The sequence below is a fragment of the Sulfurimonas sp. HSL-1716 genome, from assembly GCF_039645975.1.
Classification (GTDB): Bacteria; Campylobacterota; Campylobacteria; order Campylobacterales; family Sulfurimonadaceae; genus Hydrocurvibacter; species Hydrocurvibacter sulfurireducens.
The window spans coordinates 434,850-455,255 of the sequence record NZ_CP147918.1 but is presented as its reverse complement, the minus strand read 5'-3'; the positions used below and the strand labels follow the sequence as shown (position 1 = coordinate 455,255).

20 protein-coding genes are annotated in these 20,406 nt (G+C 42.2%); 5 read left to right on the top strand and 15 right to left on the bottom strand.

The window, feature by feature from the left end; genetic code table 11:
* Positions 1 to 48: 48 nt before the first annotated feature.
* The 5 genes from pckA to WCY03_RS02380 all read right to left on the bottom strand — a co-directional run bounded on the left by pckA (position 49) and on the right by WCY03_RS02380 (position 6,818).
* Complete coding sequence (pckA, locus tag WCY03_RS02400) at positions 49 to 1,635, bottom strand: phosphoenolpyruvate carboxykinase (ATP) (protein WP_345993404.1); 1,587 nt, start codon at positions 1,633 to 1,635, stop codon at positions 49 to 51.
* Positions 1,636 to 1,812: 177 nt separating this feature from the next.
* Positions 1,813 to 2,403 (bottom strand): outer membrane beta-barrel protein, encoded by a 591-nt coding sequence (locus WCY03_RS02395; protein WP_345993403.1) that lies wholly within the window; start codon positions 2,401 to 2,403, stop codon positions 1,813 to 1,815.
* 115 nt (positions 2,404 to 2,518) lie between these two features.
* Positions 2,519 to 5,080 carry a plasma-membrane proton-efflux P-type ATPase gene (locus tag WCY03_RS02390; protein ID WP_345993402.1) on the bottom strand — a complete coding sequence of 854 codons (2,562 nt, stop codon included), beginning with the start codon at positions 5,078 to 5,080 and terminating at the stop codon, positions 2,519 to 2,521.
* A 19-nt stretch (positions 5,081 to 5,099) separates the two neighbouring features.
* Positions 5,100 to 6,257, bottom strand: coding sequence for an aminoacetone oxidase family FAD-binding enzyme (locus WCY03_RS02385; protein WP_345993401.1), 1,158 nt, complete (start codon positions 6,255 to 6,257; stop codon positions 5,100 to 5,102).
* A gap of 3 nt (positions 6,258 to 6,260) precedes the next feature.
* Complete coding sequence (locus WCY03_RS02380) at positions 6,261 to 6,818, bottom strand: ferric reductase-like transmembrane domain-containing protein (RefSeq protein WP_345993400.1); 558 nt, start codon at positions 6,816 to 6,818, stop codon at positions 6,261 to 6,263.
* A 221-nt stretch (positions 6,819 to 7,039) separates the two neighbouring features.
* Between WCY03_RS02380 and rimO the strand changes: the two genes are divergently transcribed.
* Both rimO and tilS read left to right on the top strand, forming a co-directional pair.
* Complete coding sequence (gene rimO / locus WCY03_RS02375; RefSeq protein ID WP_345993399.1) at positions 7,040 to 8,353, top strand: 30S ribosomal protein S12 methylthiotransferase RimO; 1,314 nt, start codon at positions 7,040 to 7,042, stop codon at positions 8,351 to 8,353.
* Positions 8,346 to 9,332: a tRNA lysidine(34) synthetase TilS gene (gene tilS, locus WCY03_RS02370; protein ID WP_345993398.1), complete on the top strand. Its 987-nt coding sequence runs from the start codon at positions 8,346 to 8,348 to the stop codon at positions 9,330 to 9,332. The genes rimO and tilS overlap by 8 nt, the downstream gene beginning before the upstream one ends.
* Here the strand turns inward: tilS and WCY03_RS02365 are convergent.
* The 8 genes from WCY03_RS02365 to WCY03_RS02330 are packed head-to-tail and all read right to left on the bottom strand — an operon-like array spanning position 9,316 to position 14,870.
* Positions 9,316 to 9,891, bottom strand: coding sequence for a hypothetical protein (locus WCY03_RS02365; protein ID WP_345993397.1), 576 nt, complete (start codon positions 9,889 to 9,891; stop codon positions 9,316 to 9,318). The two genes, tilS and WCY03_RS02365, sit on opposite strands and share 17 nt — an antisense overlap.
* Positions 9,888 to 10,406: a hypothetical protein gene (locus WCY03_RS02360; protein WP_345993396.1), complete on the bottom strand. Its 519-nt coding sequence runs from the start codon at positions 10,404 to 10,406 to the stop codon at positions 9,888 to 9,890. Before WCY03_RS02360 ends, WCY03_RS02365 begins: the two co-directional genes overlap by 4 nt.
* Positions 10,403 to 11,428: a hypothetical protein gene (locus WCY03_RS02355; protein WP_345993395.1), complete on the bottom strand. Its 1,026-nt coding sequence runs from the start codon at positions 11,426 to 11,428 to the stop codon at positions 10,403 to 10,405. Before WCY03_RS02355 ends, WCY03_RS02360 begins: the two co-directional genes overlap by 4 nt.
* Positions 11,415 to 12,260: a tyrosine-type recombinase/integrase gene (locus tag WCY03_RS02350; RefSeq protein WP_345993394.1), complete on the bottom strand. Its 846-nt coding sequence runs from the start codon at positions 12,258 to 12,260 to the stop codon at positions 11,415 to 11,417. Before WCY03_RS02350 ends, WCY03_RS02355 begins: the two co-directional genes overlap by 14 nt.
* The gene (locus tag WCY03_RS02345) at positions 12,235 to 12,696 is read right to left on the bottom strand and encodes a hypothetical protein (protein ID WP_345993393.1); all 462 of its coding nucleotides are present in this window, start codon (positions 12,694 to 12,696) and stop codon (positions 12,235 to 12,237) included. Before WCY03_RS02345 ends, WCY03_RS02350 begins: the two co-directional genes overlap by 26 nt.
* Positions 12,686 to 13,309 (bottom strand): lysophospholipid acyltransferase family protein, encoded by a 624-nt coding sequence (locus tag WCY03_RS02340; RefSeq protein WP_345993392.1) that lies wholly within the window; start codon positions 13,307 to 13,309, stop codon positions 12,686 to 12,688. The genes WCY03_RS02345 and WCY03_RS02340 overlap by 11 nt, the downstream gene beginning before the upstream one ends.
* A 4-nt stretch (positions 13,310 to 13,313) precedes the next feature.
* Positions 13,314 to 14,615 (bottom strand): tRNA (N6-isopentenyl adenosine(37)-C2)-methylthiotransferase MiaB, encoded by a 1,302-nt coding sequence (miaB, locus tag WCY03_RS02335; RefSeq protein WP_345993391.1) that lies wholly within the window; start codon positions 14,613 to 14,615, stop codon positions 13,314 to 13,316.
* Positions 14,616 to 14,624: 9 nt separating this feature from the next.
* Entirely contained in the window at positions 14,625 to 14,870 is a 246-nt protein-coding gene (locus WCY03_RS02330) for an HP0268 family nuclease (protein ID WP_345993390.1), read from the bottom strand.
* Positions 14,871 to 15,055: 185 nt separating this feature from the next.
* Between WCY03_RS02330 and nusA the strand changes: the two genes are divergently transcribed.
* Positions 15,056 to 16,195 carry a transcription termination factor NusA gene (nusA, locus tag WCY03_RS02325; protein ID WP_345993389.1) on the top strand — a complete coding sequence of 380 codons (1,140 nt, stop codon included), beginning with the start codon at positions 15,056 to 15,058 and terminating at the stop codon, positions 16,193 to 16,195.
* A gap of 90 nt (positions 16,196 to 16,285) precedes the next feature.
* The gene (locus WCY03_RS02320) at positions 16,286 to 17,503 is read left to right on the top strand and encodes an FAD-dependent oxidoreductase (RefSeq protein ID WP_345993388.1); all 1,218 of its coding nucleotides are present in this window, start codon (positions 16,286 to 16,288) and stop codon (positions 17,501 to 17,503) included.
* On the opposite strand, the gene WCY03_RS02315 is transcribed toward WCY03_RS02320, so the two are convergent.
* Positions 17,500 to 18,459, bottom strand: coding sequence for an ABC transporter permease (locus WCY03_RS02315; RefSeq protein WP_345993387.1), 960 nt, complete (start codon positions 18,457 to 18,459; stop codon positions 17,500 to 17,502). The genes WCY03_RS02320 and WCY03_RS02315 overlap by 4 nt on opposite strands.
* 57 nt (positions 18,460 to 18,516) lie before the next feature.
* On the opposite strand from WCY03_RS02315, the gene WCY03_RS02310 reads away from it, so the two are divergent.
* A complete protein-coding gene (locus tag WCY03_RS02310) occupies positions 18,517 to 19,455 on the top strand; it encodes a DUF234 domain-containing protein (RefSeq protein WP_345993386.1) in 939 nt (312 codons plus the stop codon).
* On the opposite strand, the gene WCY03_RS02305 is transcribed toward WCY03_RS02310, so the two are convergent.
* A complete protein-coding gene (locus tag WCY03_RS02305; protein ID WP_345993385.1) occupies positions 19,452 to 20,252 on the bottom strand; it encodes a DnaJ domain-containing protein in 801 nt (266 codons plus the stop codon). The two genes, WCY03_RS02310 and WCY03_RS02305, sit on opposite strands and share 4 nt — an antisense overlap.
* Positions 20,253 to 20,406 lie beyond the last annotated feature (154 nt).

Genomic DNA, 20,406 nt, shown 5'->3' with positions numbered 1-20,406 from the left:
TGCTTTGTAGCCAAGCACTGTAAAAAAAGCTCTCACAGGTTAAGAGGCTTATGCCTCTATCTTCGGTCCCGCCTCGGAGAAATCAAATTCAGAATCTGCACTCTGATATTTTTTGAAGTTTTGTATGAACATAGAAGCAAGCTTATCGCGGGTTTTGTCAAATTCATCTTTATCCGCCCAAGCGTTACGAGGGTTTAAAACATTCGGATTTATCTCGCCGAGTGTTTTTGGGACTGCCAGCCTGAAAGTTCTCGTAGTATCAAATTCGCAATTGTTGATACTGCCGTCAAGTATGGCATTGATACAAGCGCGGGTATCTTTTATGCTCATGCGTTTACCCACTCCGTATCCGCCGCCGCTCCAACCGGTATTTACCAGATAGACGTTCACGCCATGTTTATCTATCTTCTCGCCTAAAAGTCTGGCATAAACCGTCGGATGCAGAGGCAGGAACGCTTCTCCAAAACAAGCACTAAACGTTGCAACCGGTTCAGTGATTCCGCGCTCCGTACCTGCGACTTTTGCAGTATAACCGCTTAGGAAATAGTACATAGCCTGTTCTTTTGTAAGTTTGCTCACCGGAGGCAAGACGCCAAAAGCATCCGCTGTCAGGAAGATAATGTTTTTCGCATGACCGCCTGTCAAAGAAGGCTCATGATTTTTGATATGATCTATAGGATAAGAGACGCGGGTATTTTCTGTTTTTGTGTAGTTTGAGTAGTCGACGACACCTTCATGATCGGTGACGACATTTTCTAAAAGAGCCCCTCTTGTGATGGCTCCGAAGATCTCGGGTTCGCTTTTGGGGTCAAGGTTGATGACTTTGGCATAACATCCACCCTCAAAGTTGAAAATACCTTCATCGTCCCAGCCGTGTTCGTCATCACCGATCAAACGGCGTTCAGGGTCTGTAGAAAGCGTCGTCTTCCCTGTTCCGCTGAGACCGAAAAAGAGAGCCGTATCGTTGTTCTTGCCTATATTGGCAGAACAGTGCATAGAGAGTTTACCCTCTAAGGGCAGCCAGTAGTTCATCATCGAGAATATCCCTTTTTTCAGCTCTCCTCCGTACCACGTACCGCCGATGATCGCCATATTGTTCTCGATATCGAACAACACAAACACTTCCGAGTTCAGACAGTGTTCCTGCCATTTTTTATTTACGGCCTTACACGCATTTAAGACTGTAAAATGGGTCGTAAAGCTTTTCAATTCCTCTTGTGTCGGACGAATGAACATGTTCTTGACAAAGTGCGATTGCCAGGCTATCTCCGTAATGAAACGGATAGAACGCTTACTCGCTGCGCTTGCACCCGTAAACACATCGGTTACATACAAATCCTTGCCTGAAAGCTGATTTTTCGAAAGTTCGAAGAGCTCATCGAATATCTTCTTGTCGATCTTTTGATTTACATCTCCCCAAGCGATATATTTGCTCGAAGGTTCTTGATAAACAAAATATTTATCCTTGGGACTACGACCGGTAAATACACCTGTATCGACCGCAGTCGCACCGCTGCTTGTCATACTACATTCACCGTTTTCCAGCTCGTGTTGAATTAAATCGTCATAACTTAAATTATAATATATGTTACCTATATCTTTTAGTCCAAGCTGCTCAAGTTCTTTAGAATCCATAATATTTTGCCTTCAAAGTTTATGCAATGTTTTAGTAAACATTTTAAATGTGAAATTATACACTTAGATAACCTAAATTAAAAGTAAAAATGATAAAGTTTACAAATATTTAATAGTAGAAGAGAAGATACTATATAGATCAGACAAACTTTATCCGCATAAGCGGATAAAGTTTTATTAATCCATCTTAAACTTATAGATCAAACTGACATATCCGTTTATCATATGATCTATATTTGCCGTTGCGTTCGTACTCGTATTCGTATAACTATATCCTAAATACATGTAACGTGCACCTACTTCAAGATCCAGTTCTTTTCTGAGATGAAAATTGACGCCTATATCGCCGCCGACGTAATCTTTTTTATCGCTGATCTTAGCCACCGACGAGTCGGCTTTGTATTTAAAGTTCATGACACCGATATTCAAACCGACAAACATATTCATCTTTTTTGAGACATCGATGAGATACTGACCTTCGGCACCTATACTGTTGGCATAATCAAAATCCGACATACTGTAATGGCGGGCACTTAAAAAAAGACGATAATTATCGGTCTGCGCACCGATCTTGATCCCTACTTCTCCGAACCCTTTGCTGTTTTTGCTGGTGCTTCCTACCAGACCGTGATCAAAATCGAAGCTGCCAAAACCGCCTTCTACTCCGATCAAACTATGTGTGTTGTATGTAAAATCATCCGCCTGTGCATACGCCATGTTTCCGGCGAGTGCCAGCGAAACAAGTCCAATCTTTAACAATCTTTTCATAGCATTATTCTCCTTCAGCGATAATTCATTATACCACCAATATTTTAAAGAAAAATATAAATTCTTTACTAAGATCGGCCGGACAAAAAAAAGATATACGGGTCTAACTATCTTTTTAAATAACCTCTATATGATATCTTTTTCTATAATATTTTATGACTCCCATTTTTATCACATCGTTGAACACAAACCAAGTGAGGGCATAAGCCCACATCGCCGCTGCCCATTTCCAGCCTATAGGGGTCATAAAGCCAAACCCGTACACCGCTATAAGAGTTCCTGCAATACGGCTTGCAAACGTTGCGGTAAAAAGCTTGAAAGAGGGAAACGGTCGTTTAAAGAACCAATCGTCGATCCTTGTATTGTATATCGTTCCGTGTCCGGCTATAACCAGTTTGGCAAAAAACAGCGTTTGAATAACGTCGATAGGCAGCTGTGCTTTCGTTACCAGCAGCCAAAAAAGCGTGAAAGACGACGCGACTCCGGCCACTCCCAGCCATGTGGAGAGTACGAATATCTCTTTCATATCCCATCTTACAGGTTTTCTTCTCACCCTGGTGTTGTCATAAGCGATGGTCATTATCGGGATGTCATTTAAAAGTGCCAAAATAATGATCATCAAAGCGGTAACGGGATAAAAATCGTAGACCACTATGGAGAGCGTCATAAATATAACGATGCGTATCGTCTCGGCGATGCGAAAGATGGCATAACTTTTCATCCTCTCGAAAATACGGCGGGATTCCTCGATGGCATCTATGATGACCCGCAGACCCGGCGACATCAAAACGATATCTGCCGCCGCGCGCGCCGCATCCGTTGCACCGCTTACCGCTATGCCGCAGTCGGCTTTTTTCAAGGCCGGTGCATCATTGACCCCGTCACCCGTCATACCTACGATATGATCGGCTTTTTGAAGTTTTTCGACTATGTAGTATTTGTCTTCGGGGAAAACCTGGGCAAAACCGTCCGCTTCTTCAATGATGGAGATTATCTCCGATTCATGTTTTAAGATACTGCCTTTTGGCAGAGGCATGTTATAAAGTTCTCTTTGAACATATTTCAATATCTCGGAGACTCTCTGCTCCGCCTGCGCTTTGGATTCTTCCGGATTCAGATTTTTTACGATCGCTTGGGAGAGAACTTTTGAAAGATAAAGATACTCTTCTAAGGATTCCCCTTTGAGGATATGGATATCTTCTATGTTCTCGCCTACGCTGAGCAGACTTGCGATATATTTTGCCACAGCGATATTGTCGCCCGTTATCATCTTTACCGACACCCCTTTTGCCCGTGCGGCTTCGATGGATTCTTTGGAGTCTTCGCGCGGAGGGTCAAAAAGCGATATAAGACCGACGAAATGGTAAAGATCTTCATCGGTATTTCTGTATGCCACACCCAAAGTCCTGAAGCCGCGGGATGCAAAAAGTTCTATCTGCTTGAACGCTTCTTTTTCGTCAAACTTTTTTTCGTCGCATTGGCTTATGATGACCTGCGGCGCACCTTTTGTTATCACAATCTCTTTATCGCCGGTCTTATATATCCCCTGTGTACGCTTGTGTACGGGATCAAACGGAAGAAATTTCGTCTGTTTGTATTTTAAAAGATCGTCCTCCATCTTATTGCTTTTGATATACTCGAAGATCGGTTTTTCGATGGGGTCGCTGTTTTCCTCTTTACTCGCAAGTGCTGCAAAAAGCATCAGATTTTCTTGGGTGTACTCATTGACCGTATAGGGTTGTGCCAGGCTCATGGAGTTTTGTGTCAATGTTCCCGTCTTGTCCGAACAGAGGATATCCATCCCCGCCAACTCTTCGATAGCGGCCAAGCGGCTCACGATCGCATCTTTTGAAGCCAAGACCCTTGCCCCGATAGCCATCGTGACGGTCAACACGGCAGGCATCGCCACGGGGATAGCGGATATGGTAAGCACCAGAGCAAAGATCAGAAGCTCTAAGATTGATTCATTCGTTTTGACACCGTGATATACGATAACGGCTATCATGGCTATGGTAAGAAAAATAAGGAAGTTTCCGACCTTGATGACCATTTTTTGAAAGTGGCTGTGCTCCTCTTTTTGAGCTTTTGCGACAAGACCTACGGTCTTGCCGAAGTAGGTGTCTTTACCCGTTTTCGTAACGCGGGCGATCATCTCTCCCTGCTTGATAACGGCATTGGCGTAAAGCTCGTCCTCCACATTCTTCTCGACTGGAAGCGATTCTCCGGTGAGTGCGGACTGATCCACGAGCAGCATGTCGTCACCCTTGAGAAGTTTCACATCGGCAGGGACGATATCGCCTATCTTTATCTTGATGATATCATCTGGTACCACCATCTTGGCATCCGTTTCGATCCAAGCTCCGTTGCGAAAAACAAGTGCTCTGCGCGCCAATCTCTTTTTTAAGACCGCAATTGCGTTTAATGCTTTTGTTTCCTGATAAAAATCAACAACGGCATTTACAAAAAGCAATACCGTTATAATGACGAAATCTTCCCATTTTTTTGCTATGGCGGAGAGAATGACGGCCGCTTCTATCATCCACGGGATAGGTCCCCAGAATCTTTTAAAAAGACGAAAGGCCCAACTTTGTGTCTTTTCGTTTAGTTCGTTATATCCATATTTTTGTATACGTTCATCTACATCTTTGTCGGTTAATCCTATTATCTCGTCACTCATAAAAGATCCTTCAGACGTTTTACATATTATAGCGTCCTTTTATATACTTCGAACAAACGACCGCACTGCTAAAGGCCCACTGAAAATTGTAACCTCCCAGCTCTCCCGTCACATCTACGACCTCACCGATAAAATAAAGACCGTCGACCTTTTTACTCATCATGGAATTTTTATCCAGCTCCTCCGTTTTGACTCCGCCGCGGGAAGCTTCTGCTTTTGTAAACCCGAAGTTTCCTGCCGGAGCGAATGCGTATTTGTGAATATTTTGAAGGTTTTGCATATCCTCTTTTGTCAGTTTGCTGCACGGTTTGTCTTCTATATTCAAAACTTCAAGCAGGCCTTTTGAGAGACGCTTGGGAAGGTTCAGCACAGATGAGATGTTTTTTTTGGAACCGTTTATAAGCTTGTTTATATCTTTTTGAGGTAAAAAATTTATAGACATACTGCCCTTTTTCCAATAAAGAGAAGCGCTAAGTACGACCGGGCCGCTTATGCCGCGATGTGCAAACAGCATATCTTCGCGTAGTGTTTTTCCTTCGACCGTTATCTCGACTTCGGCACTCACTCCGCTGAGCTCTTTCATCCAAAACTGCTCTTTTTGAAGGGTCATCCCGACAAGAGCGGGAGAAAACTCTATGCTCTGCACTCCAAAACCGGATGCTATCTTAAGTCCGATATCACTCGCGTTCAAACTTTTGTAGCTCTCTCCGCCCGTGGCTACGACCAAACTCTTCGCTCGGTATGTGCTTTTTGAGGTCTTGACAAAAAACATATCCTCTTTTTTTTCTGCATACAGGATATTCTCGCCGAGACGGTAATCGACGCTCTTTGTCAGTCTTTTGAAGATGGAGATTATCTCATCCGAACTTTTCGGACAAAAATAGTAACGGCCTTTGCGGATGACAGGAGACAATCCGTTTGCCTCTAAAAACTCCAAAAGGTCCTCTTTTGTATACTTCGACAGGATCCAAGACACAAAAGCGGCCTCTCCTAAGTAATTTTCTTCGCTGACTTTGGTATTTGTAATATTACACTTACCGCCGCCCGATATCTTTATCTTTGCTCCGATACTCTGATTCGCGTCAATGACGCCGATTTTGAGAGTTTTATGCTCGGCAAGTCCGCTCGCACACATAAGACCGCCGGCACCCGCGCCCAAGATAAGTACGTCATACATCCGCTAACGCTTTAAGAGTTTTAGCGCCAAAAGTCCGGCAATCACCGCAGCATAGATAATATCCGTAAACGAGATATACTTTTGAGCCAGCAGAAAATGCACCATGACAAAGACCATTGCAATGTAAAAAAGTTTATGCCAGGAGTGAAATTTCTTATATAAAAACGGTACGGAGGTGACCGTCATCATCAAGACGATCGCAAATGCCGATATTCCGAATATGACATACAGATGATGGCTTGCCGCTCTATAGATATCACCCATGTCAAAATGATGTTTGAGCCATACAAAGACCGCTACATGCAAGAAGACATAGAAAAATCCAAACAGTCCTATCAATCGTTTATATTTGATAAGGTCAAATTTAAGATAGGTGTGAAGCGGCCTAAGCGCGAGTGTCAGTATAAACAGATTCAAAGCCGTCTTGCCTGCCGTATCTTCCAAAAACTTCACTATATTTCGAGGATGTCCGCCGATATGCAGATGAAGATAATCGTTTAAAAACCTTGCCGTCCCTTCATTCAACTGCCACCAATGTCCCAGTGAATAGCGAAATGACATATAAAATACCGGCATAAGCGCCGCAATCCAGATAATCGTTCTCATGCCGCAATTATACGATATAATGAATTAAGTGTGTATCTAAAAACACTATCTTTTCAAAATAACCGTTTGCTCCGCCTCTTTCTTACCCTTTGTGTTTTTATTCTGCGAACCTGCATTTCTTAAAAGTAATATCCAATATTGGATATAATTGCATAAATATATTAAAAGTGGAACTAATGAGCAAAAAACTGCATATCGTCTCTTTGGGATGTACAAAAAATCTTGTCGACACCGAAGTTATGATGGGACGCCTTCAAAACTATGAACTTACAAACGATCAAGAAAACGCCGATGTCATCATCGTCAATACGTGTGGATTTATCGATGCGGCCAAAGAGGAGTCTATCAACACCGTTTTGAATCTGCATGATGCGAGAAAAGAGGATTCGCTTCTTGTGATGGCGGGATGTCTGAGCGAACGCTATAAAGAGGAGCTGGCAAAGGATATGCCGGAGGTCGACCTTTTTACGGGTGTGGGAGATTATGAAAAGATAGACGAGCTTTTGGCAGATAAAAAATCTCAGTTCAGCGAACAGGTCTACCTCATCGACGGAGCCGAGCGCGTAGTGACGGGCTCGACATACCATGCTTACATAAAACTCTCCGAAGGATGCAACCAGCAGTGCAGCTTTTGCGCCATCCCCTCTTTTAAAGGCAAACTCCAGTCCCGTTCGCTAGATTCGGTCGTAAGGGAGGTAGAATCTCTTGTGAAAAAAGGGTATTATGATTTCAGCTTCGTCTCTCAAGACAGCAGTTCATACCTCAGAGACTGCAAAACGATCGACGGACTGAGCCTTTTGATCCACAGGATCGAACTCATCGAAGGCGTAAAAAGTGCGAGGATCCTTTATCTTTATCCTTCGACCACATCCTTGAAACTTATCCACAACATTGGCAAATCGAAGATATTTCACAACTATTTCGATATGCCTATTCAACATATCAACGACGAGATGCTTCACAGGATGAAACGCGGATTTGGAAAGGAGAAAACGATCGAGCTGCTTGAAGCCATGAGAGCGCTTCCAAACTCATTTGTGCGTACCAGTTTCATCGTCGGTCATCCAAATGAAACAGAAGCTATGTTTGAAGAGATGTGCGAGTTCGCCGCGTCTTTTGGATTTGACAGGATGAACATCTTCAGCTATTCGGACGAAGAAACGACCCCTGCATACGGCATGGATGAAAAGATAGACAAAAAAACTATCCAAAAAAGAGCAGAGATCTTGGGCAAAATCGCCACAGAATGCGAACTGAAAAGTCTTGAAAAAGAGGTCGGCAAAACAGTCGATATCGTCATCGACGGAGAGAGCGAGGAGTCCGAGTTTATCCTCAGTGCCAGAGAGCTTCTCTGGGCTCCGGATATCGACGGGGAACTTTACGTAAACGACAGAGATGTAGATGAAGATCTTGAACTTGGCAGGATATATAAAGCCAAGATCACCTCTCTTGTCGGCAACAAACTTTTGTGTACCGTAGAAAATGCTTAAGATTCAGGATGTAACCTTTTTAAAAAACTCCAAAAACCTTCTCGCCTTCTCGGGCGGAGCCGATTCCACTTCCCTGTTTTTCCTGCTTTTGCAAAACGATATCCCTTTTGATATCGCGATCATCGATTACGCTCTCAGAGCACAAAGCAAAGAGGAGGTCTCTTATGCTCAGGAGCTGGCTTTAGAACATGAAAAGAACTGTTATGTCTTTACCTCCGAATCGATAGAAAAGAACTTTGAAGCGACGGCAAGAGCGGTAAGATACGATTTTTTTGAAGAGCTTATCTTTGAACATGGATATAACAACCTTCTAACCGCTCATCATTTGGGAGACAGGCTCGAATGGCTTTTGATGCAGTTGAGCAAAGGAGCGGGATGCGCCGAGCTGAACTCTATGAAACGCATTACCAAAAGAGAGGGATATGACATCATACGTCCGCTTTTGCATGTAGAAAAATCCGAGCTTATCGCCTATCTTGAAGCTAAAGAGAAAAAATGGTTCGAAGATGAGACGAATCAAGACATGAGCATAAAAAGAAACGAGTTCAGACATCTCTATGCGGCACCGCTTTTGAAAAAATACAAAGACGGGATCCTTAAAAGCTTTGAATATATCGACAACGATACCGACGAACTCATAGAAAACACGGAAGTCCTGCAGGTGCAGGAGCTTTACTATTTCAAACGTACAAAAAATCTAAAAAGCGACATCTATCACATCGACAAGACACTTAAGCAACTCGGGGTCATGATAAGTTCTCATACAAGAGATGAACTAAAAGAGAGCGACGATACGGTTGTCTCAAGAAGATATGCGGTCTGCAGAACCGATGAGTATGTTTTTATAGCTCCTTATCTTTTGGATGTCTCCATGGACAAAGGGTTCAAAGAGAGATGCAGAGTCTTGAAAATCCCCTCAAAACTGCGCCCCTATCTTTTTTTGAATCAAAAGGTTTTTGATACTATTGTTGCTTTGTAGTGTTCGTTTCTTTTAGAGAAACCGTCTTGTTTCTATCTTCGCTTAACGCATAGACTCTCATAGTAAACGATGAGTTTATAAGCTCTCCGTCTCTTTTAAAATGGATAGGGAAGTTCACGCCTATGACCCAGTCGCTTTTGTTCAGACTATCCAGAAAATTATAAAAAACGACAGGCGAGTCTATCTTTGAAGTCGCATTTACTTCATAAAGGTCAAAAGGCTGTTTTTCTTCCATTTTTGATAGTTTCGAGACTTTCAAGTTTTGAAAATACTTTTTGTTCTGGGATATGAACCTGTTTTCATCGAAATCGTTGTCAAAAGCGGTTATGACGTTTCTATATTTTTCCTGCAGGGATTTCAACTCCCCAAGCGTTTGATCGCTTAGCTGCTCATATTCGCCGAGTTCCATAGAGTGTCTGTTGGTCACCGCTCTTGCCTGTCTATACTCTTTTCCCGACGGGATCAAAACCGTAAATGCAAAAATAAGCACGAAGACAAGAAGAAAAAGTGTGATTATCAGAAGATAGAGATTTTGACGGGAAAGCTTAAAGGGTTTCATTTAAGTACCTCTTTATCATCCATCTTGTTCGTCGAAACAAAACTGAGCCATCCGTTGTCTAACTGATAAAAACTTGTGTAAGTACTGTTGAAGATCGAACGCAGCGGCGCTTGAAGCAAAAATTCATACACCTCTTTGCTCGGCGTCGTCCCATAAATGACAAGCGAGTTTTTCTTCAGATCTACCTGAGAAAGAGTGATCCTGTCAGGAACCAGATCGAAAAGGTTTTTGATACTCTCTTTTAAGACGCTGTTCTCCGTAGTGATCTTCTCCGCTTTTTCACTCTCCTGCTCTATCAGGTATATCTGATGCTGCATTTTGACGATCGCGTCATTTAACTCAACCTTTTTTTGTTGTATTTTTACTGCATTTTGTTCAAAAGTGTATATCTTTAGTTTTAAAAATCCGTAGGTCAAAAACAGCATAGCGATCGATATCGTAAAAAATATAAGTACGAGCTGCAGTTCTGCTGAAACGATCTTTTTAAATCTGGGTTTTATATAACTATACGTCATACGTTTTCCCTTTTCGCCAGATCAAGAATCTCCTGACAGATCTCCAGCTGACGGACATAGACCTTTAAGAAAAGTTCCTCTTCAAGGTAATTCTTAAGATCATGATCCACATGGCATGCCACCGCGATATACGCCGATTCGATAAATTTATTTTCATATTTTTCATCTGTGTAGTATTGATTTAACGAACTTTGAATAACACTAAAACGTCTGTAATCTTCATTGAAACCTGCAGCATCTCTGTCATCCGGCTCAAAATGTCTGCTTGCTTCTTTTGAGGGCTCTTTGACTTTTACTTCGGCAAAATCTTCCAGATCATCCATGGTGTCCAGATCTTCGATGTCCGTCAGATCATCGATATCTCCGAATCCGTCGTCAATATCTATCTCTTCGAGGTTCACGGAATGCTGATCTTCCATATCAAAGTTCAACTCCTCTTTGTCGTCATCCAACATCGAAATACTTTCATCGGGCTGCTCTGTTCTCATGTTGATAAACTCCGAATATTTCAGCATTGAGTTTTCAAACACCGTTACTATCAAAGAGTCTTCCTGAACCAAAATAAACAACGCCGCTTCTCCGCTTATCTTGTCTTTAAAAAAATTCTTTATGACGGTGTAGGGCGAAAAGATAAAATCCAGACCGAACGCAGAATATTTCTTTTCAAAATTTATGATATCGACCTTTGACGTAAAACTGTTCCAGCCGTCATGACAGATCTTCTGCGGTGTTTCAAGATCACTGTAGAGGAAAAATTCGCTCCCTTCGCATGAAGGCATCGCCCCCTGACTAATGGAGTAATCGAGTAAAGATATATAATAAAACGGTGTTTCGTCTATAAAAGACTGAACATATTCGATAAGCTCTTCTGAAACATCCCGGCTCGGAAATGTTTCAAAAAAACTCTCTTTTAACGTACCGTTTTTTAAAGCATGAACACAAACACTCGTTTTGGAGTTTGATACGATAATACTAATATATATCTTTAAATACAGACTATGTAGTATCTTAGAAAGTATCATCTGTCTCCTTGCATAACGGATGTGCCTTATTATAGTTCTGCATCTTAAGCGCACTGCCCAACTTCGTGTATATCTGCGTCGTAGCCATGGAAGAGTGTCCTAAAAGCTCACTAACATCGGCTATTCTTGCATTATTATTTAAAAGCACCGTTGCATACGAGTGGCGCAGCTGATGGGGAGTGACCTTTAATGCTGCTCTTTTAAATACCTTAGTAACGCTATATCTTAAACTATTTTCGCTTAATTTTCGGCTATTTTTCTCAAAAAGATATTTTTTTGGCCGCATCTCATCCACATATTCTCTTAAAATCCGAGAGGTAGAAGCCAGCAACGGGACATCTCTTTGTTTGTTCCCTTTACCCACGACACGTATCCATTCATTCTCTATATCTTCGAGCTTCAGGTTTGCCAATTCGGATATACGGAGTCCTAAAGTATACAGCATGATTACAATAAGACGCTCATCCGTCTGCGCAGTTTGCAAAGCTTCCATTATATGCTCATGAGGGATGGGTTTTGGCAGCGTTTTGGCGACCTTTATGCTGTCATCGGCTTTGAGGGTTATATGTTCACCCTGCGTATTGAGATACTCCGCGAACGAACGAACGGCACTCAGCTTTTTTGCGATGGTCTTTTGTTTCAAAGAAGCTATTTTTATACGGTAGGGCATAAGATCAAACAGAGTCCCTGCCGCTTTTTCCTCTATCACAATACTTTGAAACGCTTCGCTCAAAGCTTCGTCGTAGGTCTTTAAAGTAAGATCCGAGTAGCCCCTTGCTTTTTCCAGGTAGATAAGAAAGGACCTTTTATATTGATGAATCGATTTTTTCATAGAGCTTTACGAATTCGCGATGATAATGCGCTGCCTCCTCAACCAGTTTTTTATCGGTCACGACACTCGGAGAAAGTTTTATATATCCGTCTACGACTATCTGCGACATCAGTCTCATCTTCGCTTTATCGGCATTACTCAGAGTGCTTTTATGTGCCAGAGAATCTATATCCTTCATATACTTTTTTGCCTGTTGGATATACTGCGTATACTGCAGCGATATCTGCGACTGTGCCATTATCGTGGATGCCATACGGTTGTAGACATTGAGGTCAAAAGCCTCTTTTGAAAGAGAGAGCGACTTTTTATAATCACCCATATGATAGTAGTATTTCGCTTCAAAAGATTTTTCATATGAGGGGTTCACGATCAGATAGACCGCCATTATCAAGATCAAAGAAAAACTGGCGATCAGCCAAAGATATCTATACGACATGTTGCATCAACCTCTCTTGTATCAGTTTTTTCGCATCTTCGAGCTCAAGACCGTCTAAAACGATAGGTTCGCTTGCAAAGAACTCCAGTGTTCCAAACGGTTTTGGTATGACAAACCTGTCCCAGCTTCCAAGCTGCCAGTAGCGTGTCGGTTTACAATTATACACTATTACTTTTGCACCCGTTTTCTGAGCCATTACCACGATACCGTCGCTGACACTGTAGCGCGGGCCTTTTGGACCGTCGGGAGTAATTCCGATGTCATACCCCTCTTTGAGGCTTTTTATTGCCTGAATAAGGACTTTTGCCGCATTACGGTTTGTCGATCCGGCGATCGTTCCGAGACTAAAATAGCGCATGGTCTTTGAGATAAGCGCTCCGTCAAAGTGATCGCTGATAAGAACATTTGCCTTTGGGGTTTTGCGAAACTGATAATATAGATACGGCTGCATAAGAAGGTCGCCGTGCCAAAAAGCAAAGACGACGGGTTCGCTTGGAATCTCCTGAGGGAGATGAAAGATTTTTTTGTTCGTAAGATATAAAAAACGCATCAGCAGCATACCCAAAAAAGGGACTACTGCTAAGGACAGCGCTCGCAATATTCGTTTTTTCATTACTTTATTTTACTATTTCACCGACTAAAGACACTCTGCCGACCTCGGTTATTTTTACGTCCGCGAACTTTCCGAGCAGTTCTTCACTCCCTTTTACTTTCACAAGATGATTGTTATCGCTTCTGCCCGAGACATACCCGTCGGCGCGCAGCTCTTCGAAATAAACTTCATAGACCTTGCCCAGCAGTTTAAAAACGTTCTTATCCAGAAGTTCGTTTTGCAGTTCTTGAAGCGTAGAAAGCCTCTCAGAGCCTATCTCTTCGTCTATCGTGTTCGTAAATTCCGCAGCTTCGGTCAAAGGGCGCGGAGAGTATTTAAAACTGAATATCTGCTCAAACTCGACTTGGCGCATGACATCGAGCGTATCATAAAAATCCTCGTCGCTCTCACCCGGAAATGCAACTATTATATCTGTGCTCAGGCTGACTTCGGGCACCATCGATTTGAGCTTCTCCACACGGTTTAAAAACCACTCCTTCGTGTATCCGCGTTTCATCTCTTTTAGGACTTTGGAAGAACCGCTTTGAAGCGGCATATGCATCGATTTGCATATTTTTGGATTATTGGCAAACTCCTCTAGGAACTCATCATCCATATGAAACGGATGGGGAGAGGTAAAACGGATACGTCTTAAACCCTCTATTTTGGAGATACGGCGTAATAGCTCCGTAAAGTTGACCTTTTCATGCTCGCCGCTGAAACGGCGGCCGTAGTTATTGACGTTTTGTCCGAGCAGGAAGAGTTCTTTTGCTCCGCCTTGAACAGCTTTTTGCGCCTCTTTTTGTATCAGATCCGCAGGTATGGAGATCTCTTCGCCTCTCGTTTTTGGAACGATACAATACGTACACTGCTTGTCGCAGCCTATGGAGATGTTTATATAAGCTTTATAGGGCGATGAGCGGAAATCCTTGAACGCAAAATCCGATTCGTCGTAATCGATATCTACTTCGACGGATTTGTCTTTATGCAGAACCTCGCCTATTTTGGAAACGTTTCTTGCACCCAAAACGAAGTTGACGTAAGGTGCGCGTTTTATGATGTCTTGACCCAGATGAGACGCCGTACATCCGCATACGCCTATCTTCGCACCCTCTTTTTTTACTTTATTGAACATGCCAAGTTCCGAAAAAAGCTTTTGCACCGGCCTTTCACGGACTGAACATGTGTTAATGAGGATAAGATCCGCTTCACCCGAATTTTCGGTCAGGGTATAATCGTCTTTCTCGTTGAGTTCGGCTATTATGTGTTCGGAATCACGAACGTTCATTGCACAGCCGAGAGTCTCTATATAGAGTTTTTTACTCACATCGATACCTTAAGCCAGTATGTGAACTTCGTACATATACTCGTTGTCTGCCAGTCCGTATTTTACTTCGCGCATATAAAAACTTCTTCCCGAAGCTTCTATATGATCTTGCAGTGCCAAAAGATCTTTATGCGAGTTTTCACGATCAAAATAAAAGATCACCGATCCCTCTTTTTGCGCACTCTCCTCGATCTTTTTCAGATCGATCTTTTTCGGCTTTTGGTCAACTTCAACACGAGCTAATTTTAATTCCATCTATAATCCTTGCTATATAATTATTTGCATTATATTAAAAATTCAATAAATATTCGATTAAGTAGTTGTCATAGTATTTAAAACGTTTTTTAAATAAGTTTTTGCTATAATCATTCTCTTCATAAAAATAAACCTCCTTTTTAATATACTATTTTTTATGAAAACCACCTAAACAAGGGATACTTATGGAAAAAATTTTAGATATCGTCGATGCAATTGCTCACGAAAAAGGGTTACAACCGGACAATGTTATCGAAGCGCTTAAAACAGCTTTCGTCCAAACTGCAAAACGTGTGATCAATCCTAATTTTACTTTTGAAGCAGATATTGATAATAAAACAAAAAAGATGCACCTCTTTCAAACCATCATCGTCGTAGCAGACGACGACGAAAGATTACAAGACGAAGAGATATCGGGTGGATATATCTCTTTAAGCGATGCGAAAAAACTTGATGAGGATGTCGAACTTGAAGATCAGCTTCAGATCGACCACAGCCTGGAAGATTACGGACGCACCGCAGCGGGACGTCTGCATAACGAAATCGAGTATCATGTACAAAGACTCGTAGAAAATGAACTTTACAACAAATACAACTCAAAAATAGGCACCATCGTGACCGGACGCGTGACACTTGTGGATTCGGACCAGAACACTTATATCGAAGTGGACGAGGTTCGTGCGGTCCTGCCTATGAAAAACCGTATTAAAGGCGAACATTTTAAAGTGGGCGATCTTTTAAAAGCAGTCGTGCGCCGTGTAAACATAGATAAACAAAACGGTATTCAGATAGAACTTTCGCGTACTTCGCCAAAATTTTTGGAGCAGCTTTTAACACTTGAAGTACCCGAGATTGCCGACGGAGTGGTCTTGGTCGAAAAAGCGGCGCGCATTCCCGGAGAGCGCGCGAAGATAGCGCTGCTTAGCATGCATCCGCAAGTCGACGCAGTCGGAGCGACCGTCGGAGTAAAAGGCGTGCGTATCAATGCTGTCAGTGAAGAGCTTTTAGGCGAGAACATCGATTGTATCGAGTACACAACCATCCCCGAACTTTTTATGGCCCGTGTTATGAGTCCTGCCATCATCTCACATATCGAGATCGAAAAAAATGAAAAAGGCGAACCGGTAAAAGCGATCGTCACTCTTCCTTCGGATCAAAAAAGCAAAGCGATCGGAAAAAGCGGGATAAATATCCGTCTGGCATCCATGCTGACGGGAATGACCATCGAACTGATCGAACAAGACGGTAGTTCATCTCAAAACGCTTCAACTCAAGAGGGTGAACAAAAAGACGGCGTAGACGCGCTTCAGGCTCTGTTTAGCTAAAACTTTTGCAGGCAAGAGTTTCTTGCCCGCAACATCTCATCTCTCTTACCCTCCTATTAAATTTCCCGTTAATAATGTATAATCGTCTCTATGGAAAAAAAGAAACTATTTATTATCGGTGCCGGATATGCAGGTATAAGAGCGGTTTCTCACCTGTCCAAATGTAAGGATATAGAACTTTATCTCCTAGATAAGAACTCCTATCATTACCTTCAGACCGACGTATACGACTATCTGACCAGTCAGATAAACCTCTCGGATATTGCGATCGATCTCTATACGTACTGTGCAAGCTATAACGATGCAGTAACGTTTTTACATGAGGAGGTTTTACGTTTTGATCTGGAAAAGAAAAAGATCATAACGACCAAAAACCGTTACAAATACGACTATCTTATCATCGCCAGCGGAGCACAGACTCTGCTGCCTGACTCCATCGAAGGATTGAAAGAACATTATCACGGAATCAAATCTCTTGAGAACGCTCTTTTATTCAAGCAGAAATTTGAGTATTTTATCTATAAAAAAATAGAAAGCGAAGGAAAATGCTCTTTAGACGCCAACTTCAACATAGTGATAACCGGCAGCGGGCTCAGCGGTGTCGAGATAGCGTCCGAGATGGCGAACTATTCAAGAGAGTTCTACAAAGACACAGGCTATCTTTGCAGCGGTATAAACATCACGCTTATCAACTCCCATGAAAAACTTTTACCTTCAAACTCCGCTTTTATGCAGGAGGAAGCCGAAAAAAGATTAAACGACCTTGAAATTAACATCATAAAGAATGCCCGTGTCACGAAAGTGATGGAAGACTGCGTTATACTGAACAATTCACAGAAAATAGATATGAACTTTTTGATCTGGACGGCAGGCATAACCTCCAGCGATCTTGTCTTAAACATGGATGCAAAAAAGAATAAAAAAGGGCAACTTGCAGTAGATGAGTTTTTTAGACTCATAGATCATAAAGAAGTATACGCCATCGGCGACAACGCCGATATGTTCGACCCGGCATCCGATACCCGTCTGCCTCCTACAGCACAGACTGCAGAACTCAGTGCGGATTATGTTTCGCAAAACATACTCAAAGAGATATCGGATAAGAAACTTCAGACAAAAAGTATAAAACTGCAGGGATTTTTTGCATCTTTAGGCGGCAGATTCGGATGCGGAGAGGTCATGAACATTCTAAAATTCAGCGGAAAGAAAGCGTATTTTTTAAAAAAATTTATAGAAAAGAGCTACAGATACCCGCTTCATCAAAGATGCAAAAAAGGGCTTAAAAAAATAAAAAGTCTTATGAATTAGCCTCTTTTTGCATAAGGGTTTAATCTGAAAAGTATAAAATCGGCGATCATATTTCCCAAAAGCGTCAAAAATGCGGTTATCATCAGTATCCCCATGATAGAAGGGTAGTCCCGGCTGAGCGCGCTCATATAGAAAAACCTTCCCATTCCGTCTATCCCGAATATCGACTCTAAGATAACGCTTCCTCCGATAAGCCCGGGAAGAGAAAGCCCTAAAAGCGTCACGACGGGCGGCAGGAGATTTGGCATGATGTACTTTCGCAATATGATCTTCTCGCTCAGACCTCTGGCCTTGGCAAAGAAATAGTAATCGCTTTTGAGTATCTCAAGCGTCAATGAACGAATATAGATCACCATGCTTCCAAGACCTACAAAGCTCATGACCCCGACGGGCAAAATAAGATGCCACGCCATATCAAGATAATAGTATATCCCGCTCTTTGCATCCATAGAATGAAGCCCGGAAAAAGGCAGGATGTTCAACTTTACGCTAAAGAGCATGATAAGCAAAAGAGCAAGATAAAAAGAGGGCATAGAAAAGGAGAACAATGAGAACTGACGGATAAGATAATCGCTTTTCTGCCCGTTTTTTAAAGCTGCTTTTATCCCGAGATAGATAGATATGAAAAAAACAAGAAGAAGAGAGACTATGTTGATACTCAGCGTTATGGGGATGCGTTTTGCGATCTCTGCGCTCACATCCTGTCCCGTCACGAAAGAGACGCCGAAATTGAGCGTCAGAATATTTTTCATCCAGTCCAGATACTGGTACAAAAGCGGTTTGTCAAGACCGTAGACCGCTTTGAGCTTTGCCAGCGCTTCTGGTGTCATATTCGGATTTAATTCGCCAGCACTGAAAAAACTGTTGGGTGCGATGTGGATCGCCAGGAACGATATGACGGAGATAAGAAGAAGCATCAAAACAAGATATGATATTTTTTTCATCAGTAAAATCATAAAAATATTATACTACATTCGTTATAATAAACTCATGCAAAAGAAAATAGAAGCTAAATGCTGTTAGAACAGTTCAGGTCATTTTACGCCAGACACTACCCAAACGATATGGAAAAGCAGATAGAATACTTTTCCATCTTCGGCGGTCTGGGATGGCAGATAGACATAGACAAGCCGCTCGATGAGCTTATAGTATCCGTGATCCTTGAGAACTACGGACATCTGCATAATGAACTCGCCGCACTTTCGCTTGACGAGAGCGAATACTCGCGTCTGCTTCACGCCCTCGCCATCGGCGACAGACGCATATTCAAAGCTTTCAGCCGTGCGGGACTCAACAACGGCAACGGCGGAGCGGCACTGGATTTTTTACAAAATAACAACATCTTGGAGATGCAGCACTCACGAGAAAGACATCCCAAAGAAATACATCCCGACCAAAAGCTCAAACGTGAGATCGCCCGCCACCGTATCTCGCACAAAATGCGCTTTACAAAACCTTTTATCAGGTTTTGGTTCTACTTTATAACACCCTTTGCAAGAGAGATCGAAGTCGGAAACTACGAAAACTTCTTAAAAAGATTCCAGACACACCAAAGCAGCTACACCAGTCTGGTCTTTGAAGAACTTTCAGAACTACTGCTCGATTATTATACAAGAGACGATCAGATACTTACAAGCGGCAGCTATTGGGATGCCAACGTAGAGATAGACCTGCTGGCCATTACAAAAAGCATGAAGATATATGTTGGCGAATGCAAGTGGACGAACCATAAAATAAATAAAAAAGAGGTGCACAAACTTTTGGAAAAATGCAATAAACTCGGGATAACTCCCAACAAAGTTCTGCTTTTTTCAAAACGCGGATTCTCAAACGAACTGCAACACAGCCAAAGTCCCAATCTCGCACTTTACTGTGCCGATGATTTTTCTATCCTGTTAAAAAACATCTCGCCAAACGATCTGATCCAAGGATTTGAACCGCCTTATGTCTAACTGACGATCTTGAGTGCACTGTACGCTTCTTGAAGAAGCTGAAACTTCTCCGTATAATGATCGAGCATAGTGGGGCTCGTATGAAAAATTCGGTCCGGATGATATACCCGTACAAGTTTCTTGTAATTTTTCTTTATGGTATCCAATGACGCCCCTACGGGACACTCCAAAACATTGTAGAAGTGAATCATCTGATCGATGTTCTCATCACTGTGCTCATCATAATCAAACATGGAAAAGCCGTTATACAGACGCCGCAAAAAATCGCTGTCATAACTGTACTGAATCTCATAATGCAGGACATTTTTTTTGTTCAGCACACGCTCGAGCATTGTCCTTGATCTCGAATCGCTGACATCCAGAGATATGGAACTGTCGGTAGTGTTTAATACATATATGCCGAACTGTCCTATTAAAAAGCTCATAACCCATGAATTAGGGTAAAACAAAGAGATGTCTACGGTATACCTGTCTCTTGCGTATAACTCTACGCTTACGGCCTGGATATCCTGCATACTTAAAAGTTCTATCTTTATCGGTTTGTTTTTTAGTTTGAGCAGCGACCTTTTAAAAAACTCCTGCGAAAGATCATGTTTTTTGGCATGATAAGAACCGAGCTCTTCTAAGAACTCTTTTCGGCTTTCCACCAGGGATTGGTTTTGAAACACCAAAACGGCTCTGGGCAAAAAGAGCATGTTTTTCGAGTGTTCTATCAAAAAGCTTCTTATCCATTCCTGATTCAATGTATTAAAATCGGTACGGATCAAAATGAGATTGTTCTGCAGTACAATTTCCATCTACATCCCTTCTTTAAAGCATCTAGACAAATAAAGCAAAAAAAGTTCCACAACATAAACGCTTACATATATAAGGATAACAGAGTGTTAACCGCAGTCTTTATGTAACCGTTATGTAATCTTTAGATTTTAAAATGTCGGTAACAAAAACAGG

Bases quoted from the DNA above. Each gene is read 5' to 3' on its own strand.
- pckA (WP_345993404.1), bottom strand. From the start codon at position 1,635: ATGGATTCTAAAGAACTTGAGCAGCTTGGACTAAAAGATATAGGTAAC.
- WCY03_RS02395 (WP_345993403.1), bottom strand. From the start codon at position 2,403: ATGAAAAGATTGTTAAAGATTGGACTTGTTTCGCTGGCACTCGCCGGA.
- WCY03_RS02390 (WP_345993402.1), bottom strand. From the start codon at position 5,080: ATGAGTGACGAGATAATAGGATTAACCGACAAAGATGTAGATGAACGT.
- WCY03_RS02385 (WP_345993401.1), bottom strand. From the start codon at position 6,257: ATGTATGACGTACTTATCTTGGGCGCGGGTGCCGGCGGTCTTATGTGT.
- WCY03_RS02380 (WP_345993400.1), bottom strand. From the start codon at position 6,818: ATGTCATTTCGCTATTCACTGGGACATTGGTGGCAGTTGAATGAAGGG.
- rimO (WP_345993399.1), top strand. From the start codon at position 7,040: ATGAGCAAAAAACTGCATATCGTCTCTTTGGGATGTACAAAAAATCTT.
- tilS (WP_345993398.1), top strand. From the start codon at position 8,346: ATGCTTAAGATTCAGGATGTAACCTTTTTAAAAAACTCCAAAAACCTT.
- WCY03_RS02365 (WP_345993397.1), bottom strand. From the start codon at position 9,891: ATGAAACCCTTTAAGCTTTCCCGTCAAAATCTCTATCTTCTGATAATC.
- WCY03_RS02360 (WP_345993396.1), bottom strand. From the start codon at position 10,406: ATGACGTATAGTTATATAAAACCCAGATTTAAAAAGATCGTTTCAGCA.
- WCY03_RS02355 (WP_345993395.1), bottom strand. From the start codon at position 11,428: ATGATACTTTCTAAGATACTACATAGTCTGTATTTAAAGATATATATT.
- WCY03_RS02350 (WP_345993394.1), bottom strand. From the start codon at position 12,260: ATGAAAAAATCGATTCATCAATATAAAAGGTCCTTTCTTATCTACCTG.
- WCY03_RS02345 (WP_345993393.1), bottom strand. From the start codon at position 12,696: ATGTCGTATAGATATCTTTGGCTGATCGCCAGTTTTTCTTTGATCTTG.
- WCY03_RS02340 (WP_345993392.1), bottom strand. From the start codon at position 13,309: ATGAAAAAACGAATATTGCGAGCGCTGTCCTTAGCAGTAGTCCCTTTT.
- WCY03_RS02330 (WP_345993390.1), bottom strand. From the start codon at position 14,870: ATGGAATTAAAATTAGCTCGTGTTGAAGTTGACCAAAAGCCGAAAAAG.
- nusA (WP_345993389.1), top strand. From the start codon at position 15,056: ATGGAAAAAATTTTAGATATCGTCGATGCAATTGCTCACGAAAAAGGG.
- WCY03_RS02320 (WP_345993388.1), top strand. From the start codon at position 16,286: ATGGAAAAAAAGAAACTATTTATTATCGGTGCCGGATATGCAGGTATA.
- WCY03_RS02315 (WP_345993387.1), bottom strand. From the start codon at position 18,459: ATGATTTTACTGATGAAAAAAATATCATATCTTGTTTTGATGCTTCTT.
- WCY03_RS02310 (WP_345993386.1), top strand. From the start codon at position 18,517: ATGCTGTTAGAACAGTTCAGGTCATTTTACGCCAGACACTACCCAAAC.
- WCY03_RS02305 (WP_345993385.1), bottom strand. From the start codon at position 20,252: ATGGAAATTGTACTGCAGAACAATCTCATTTTGATCCGTACCGATTTT.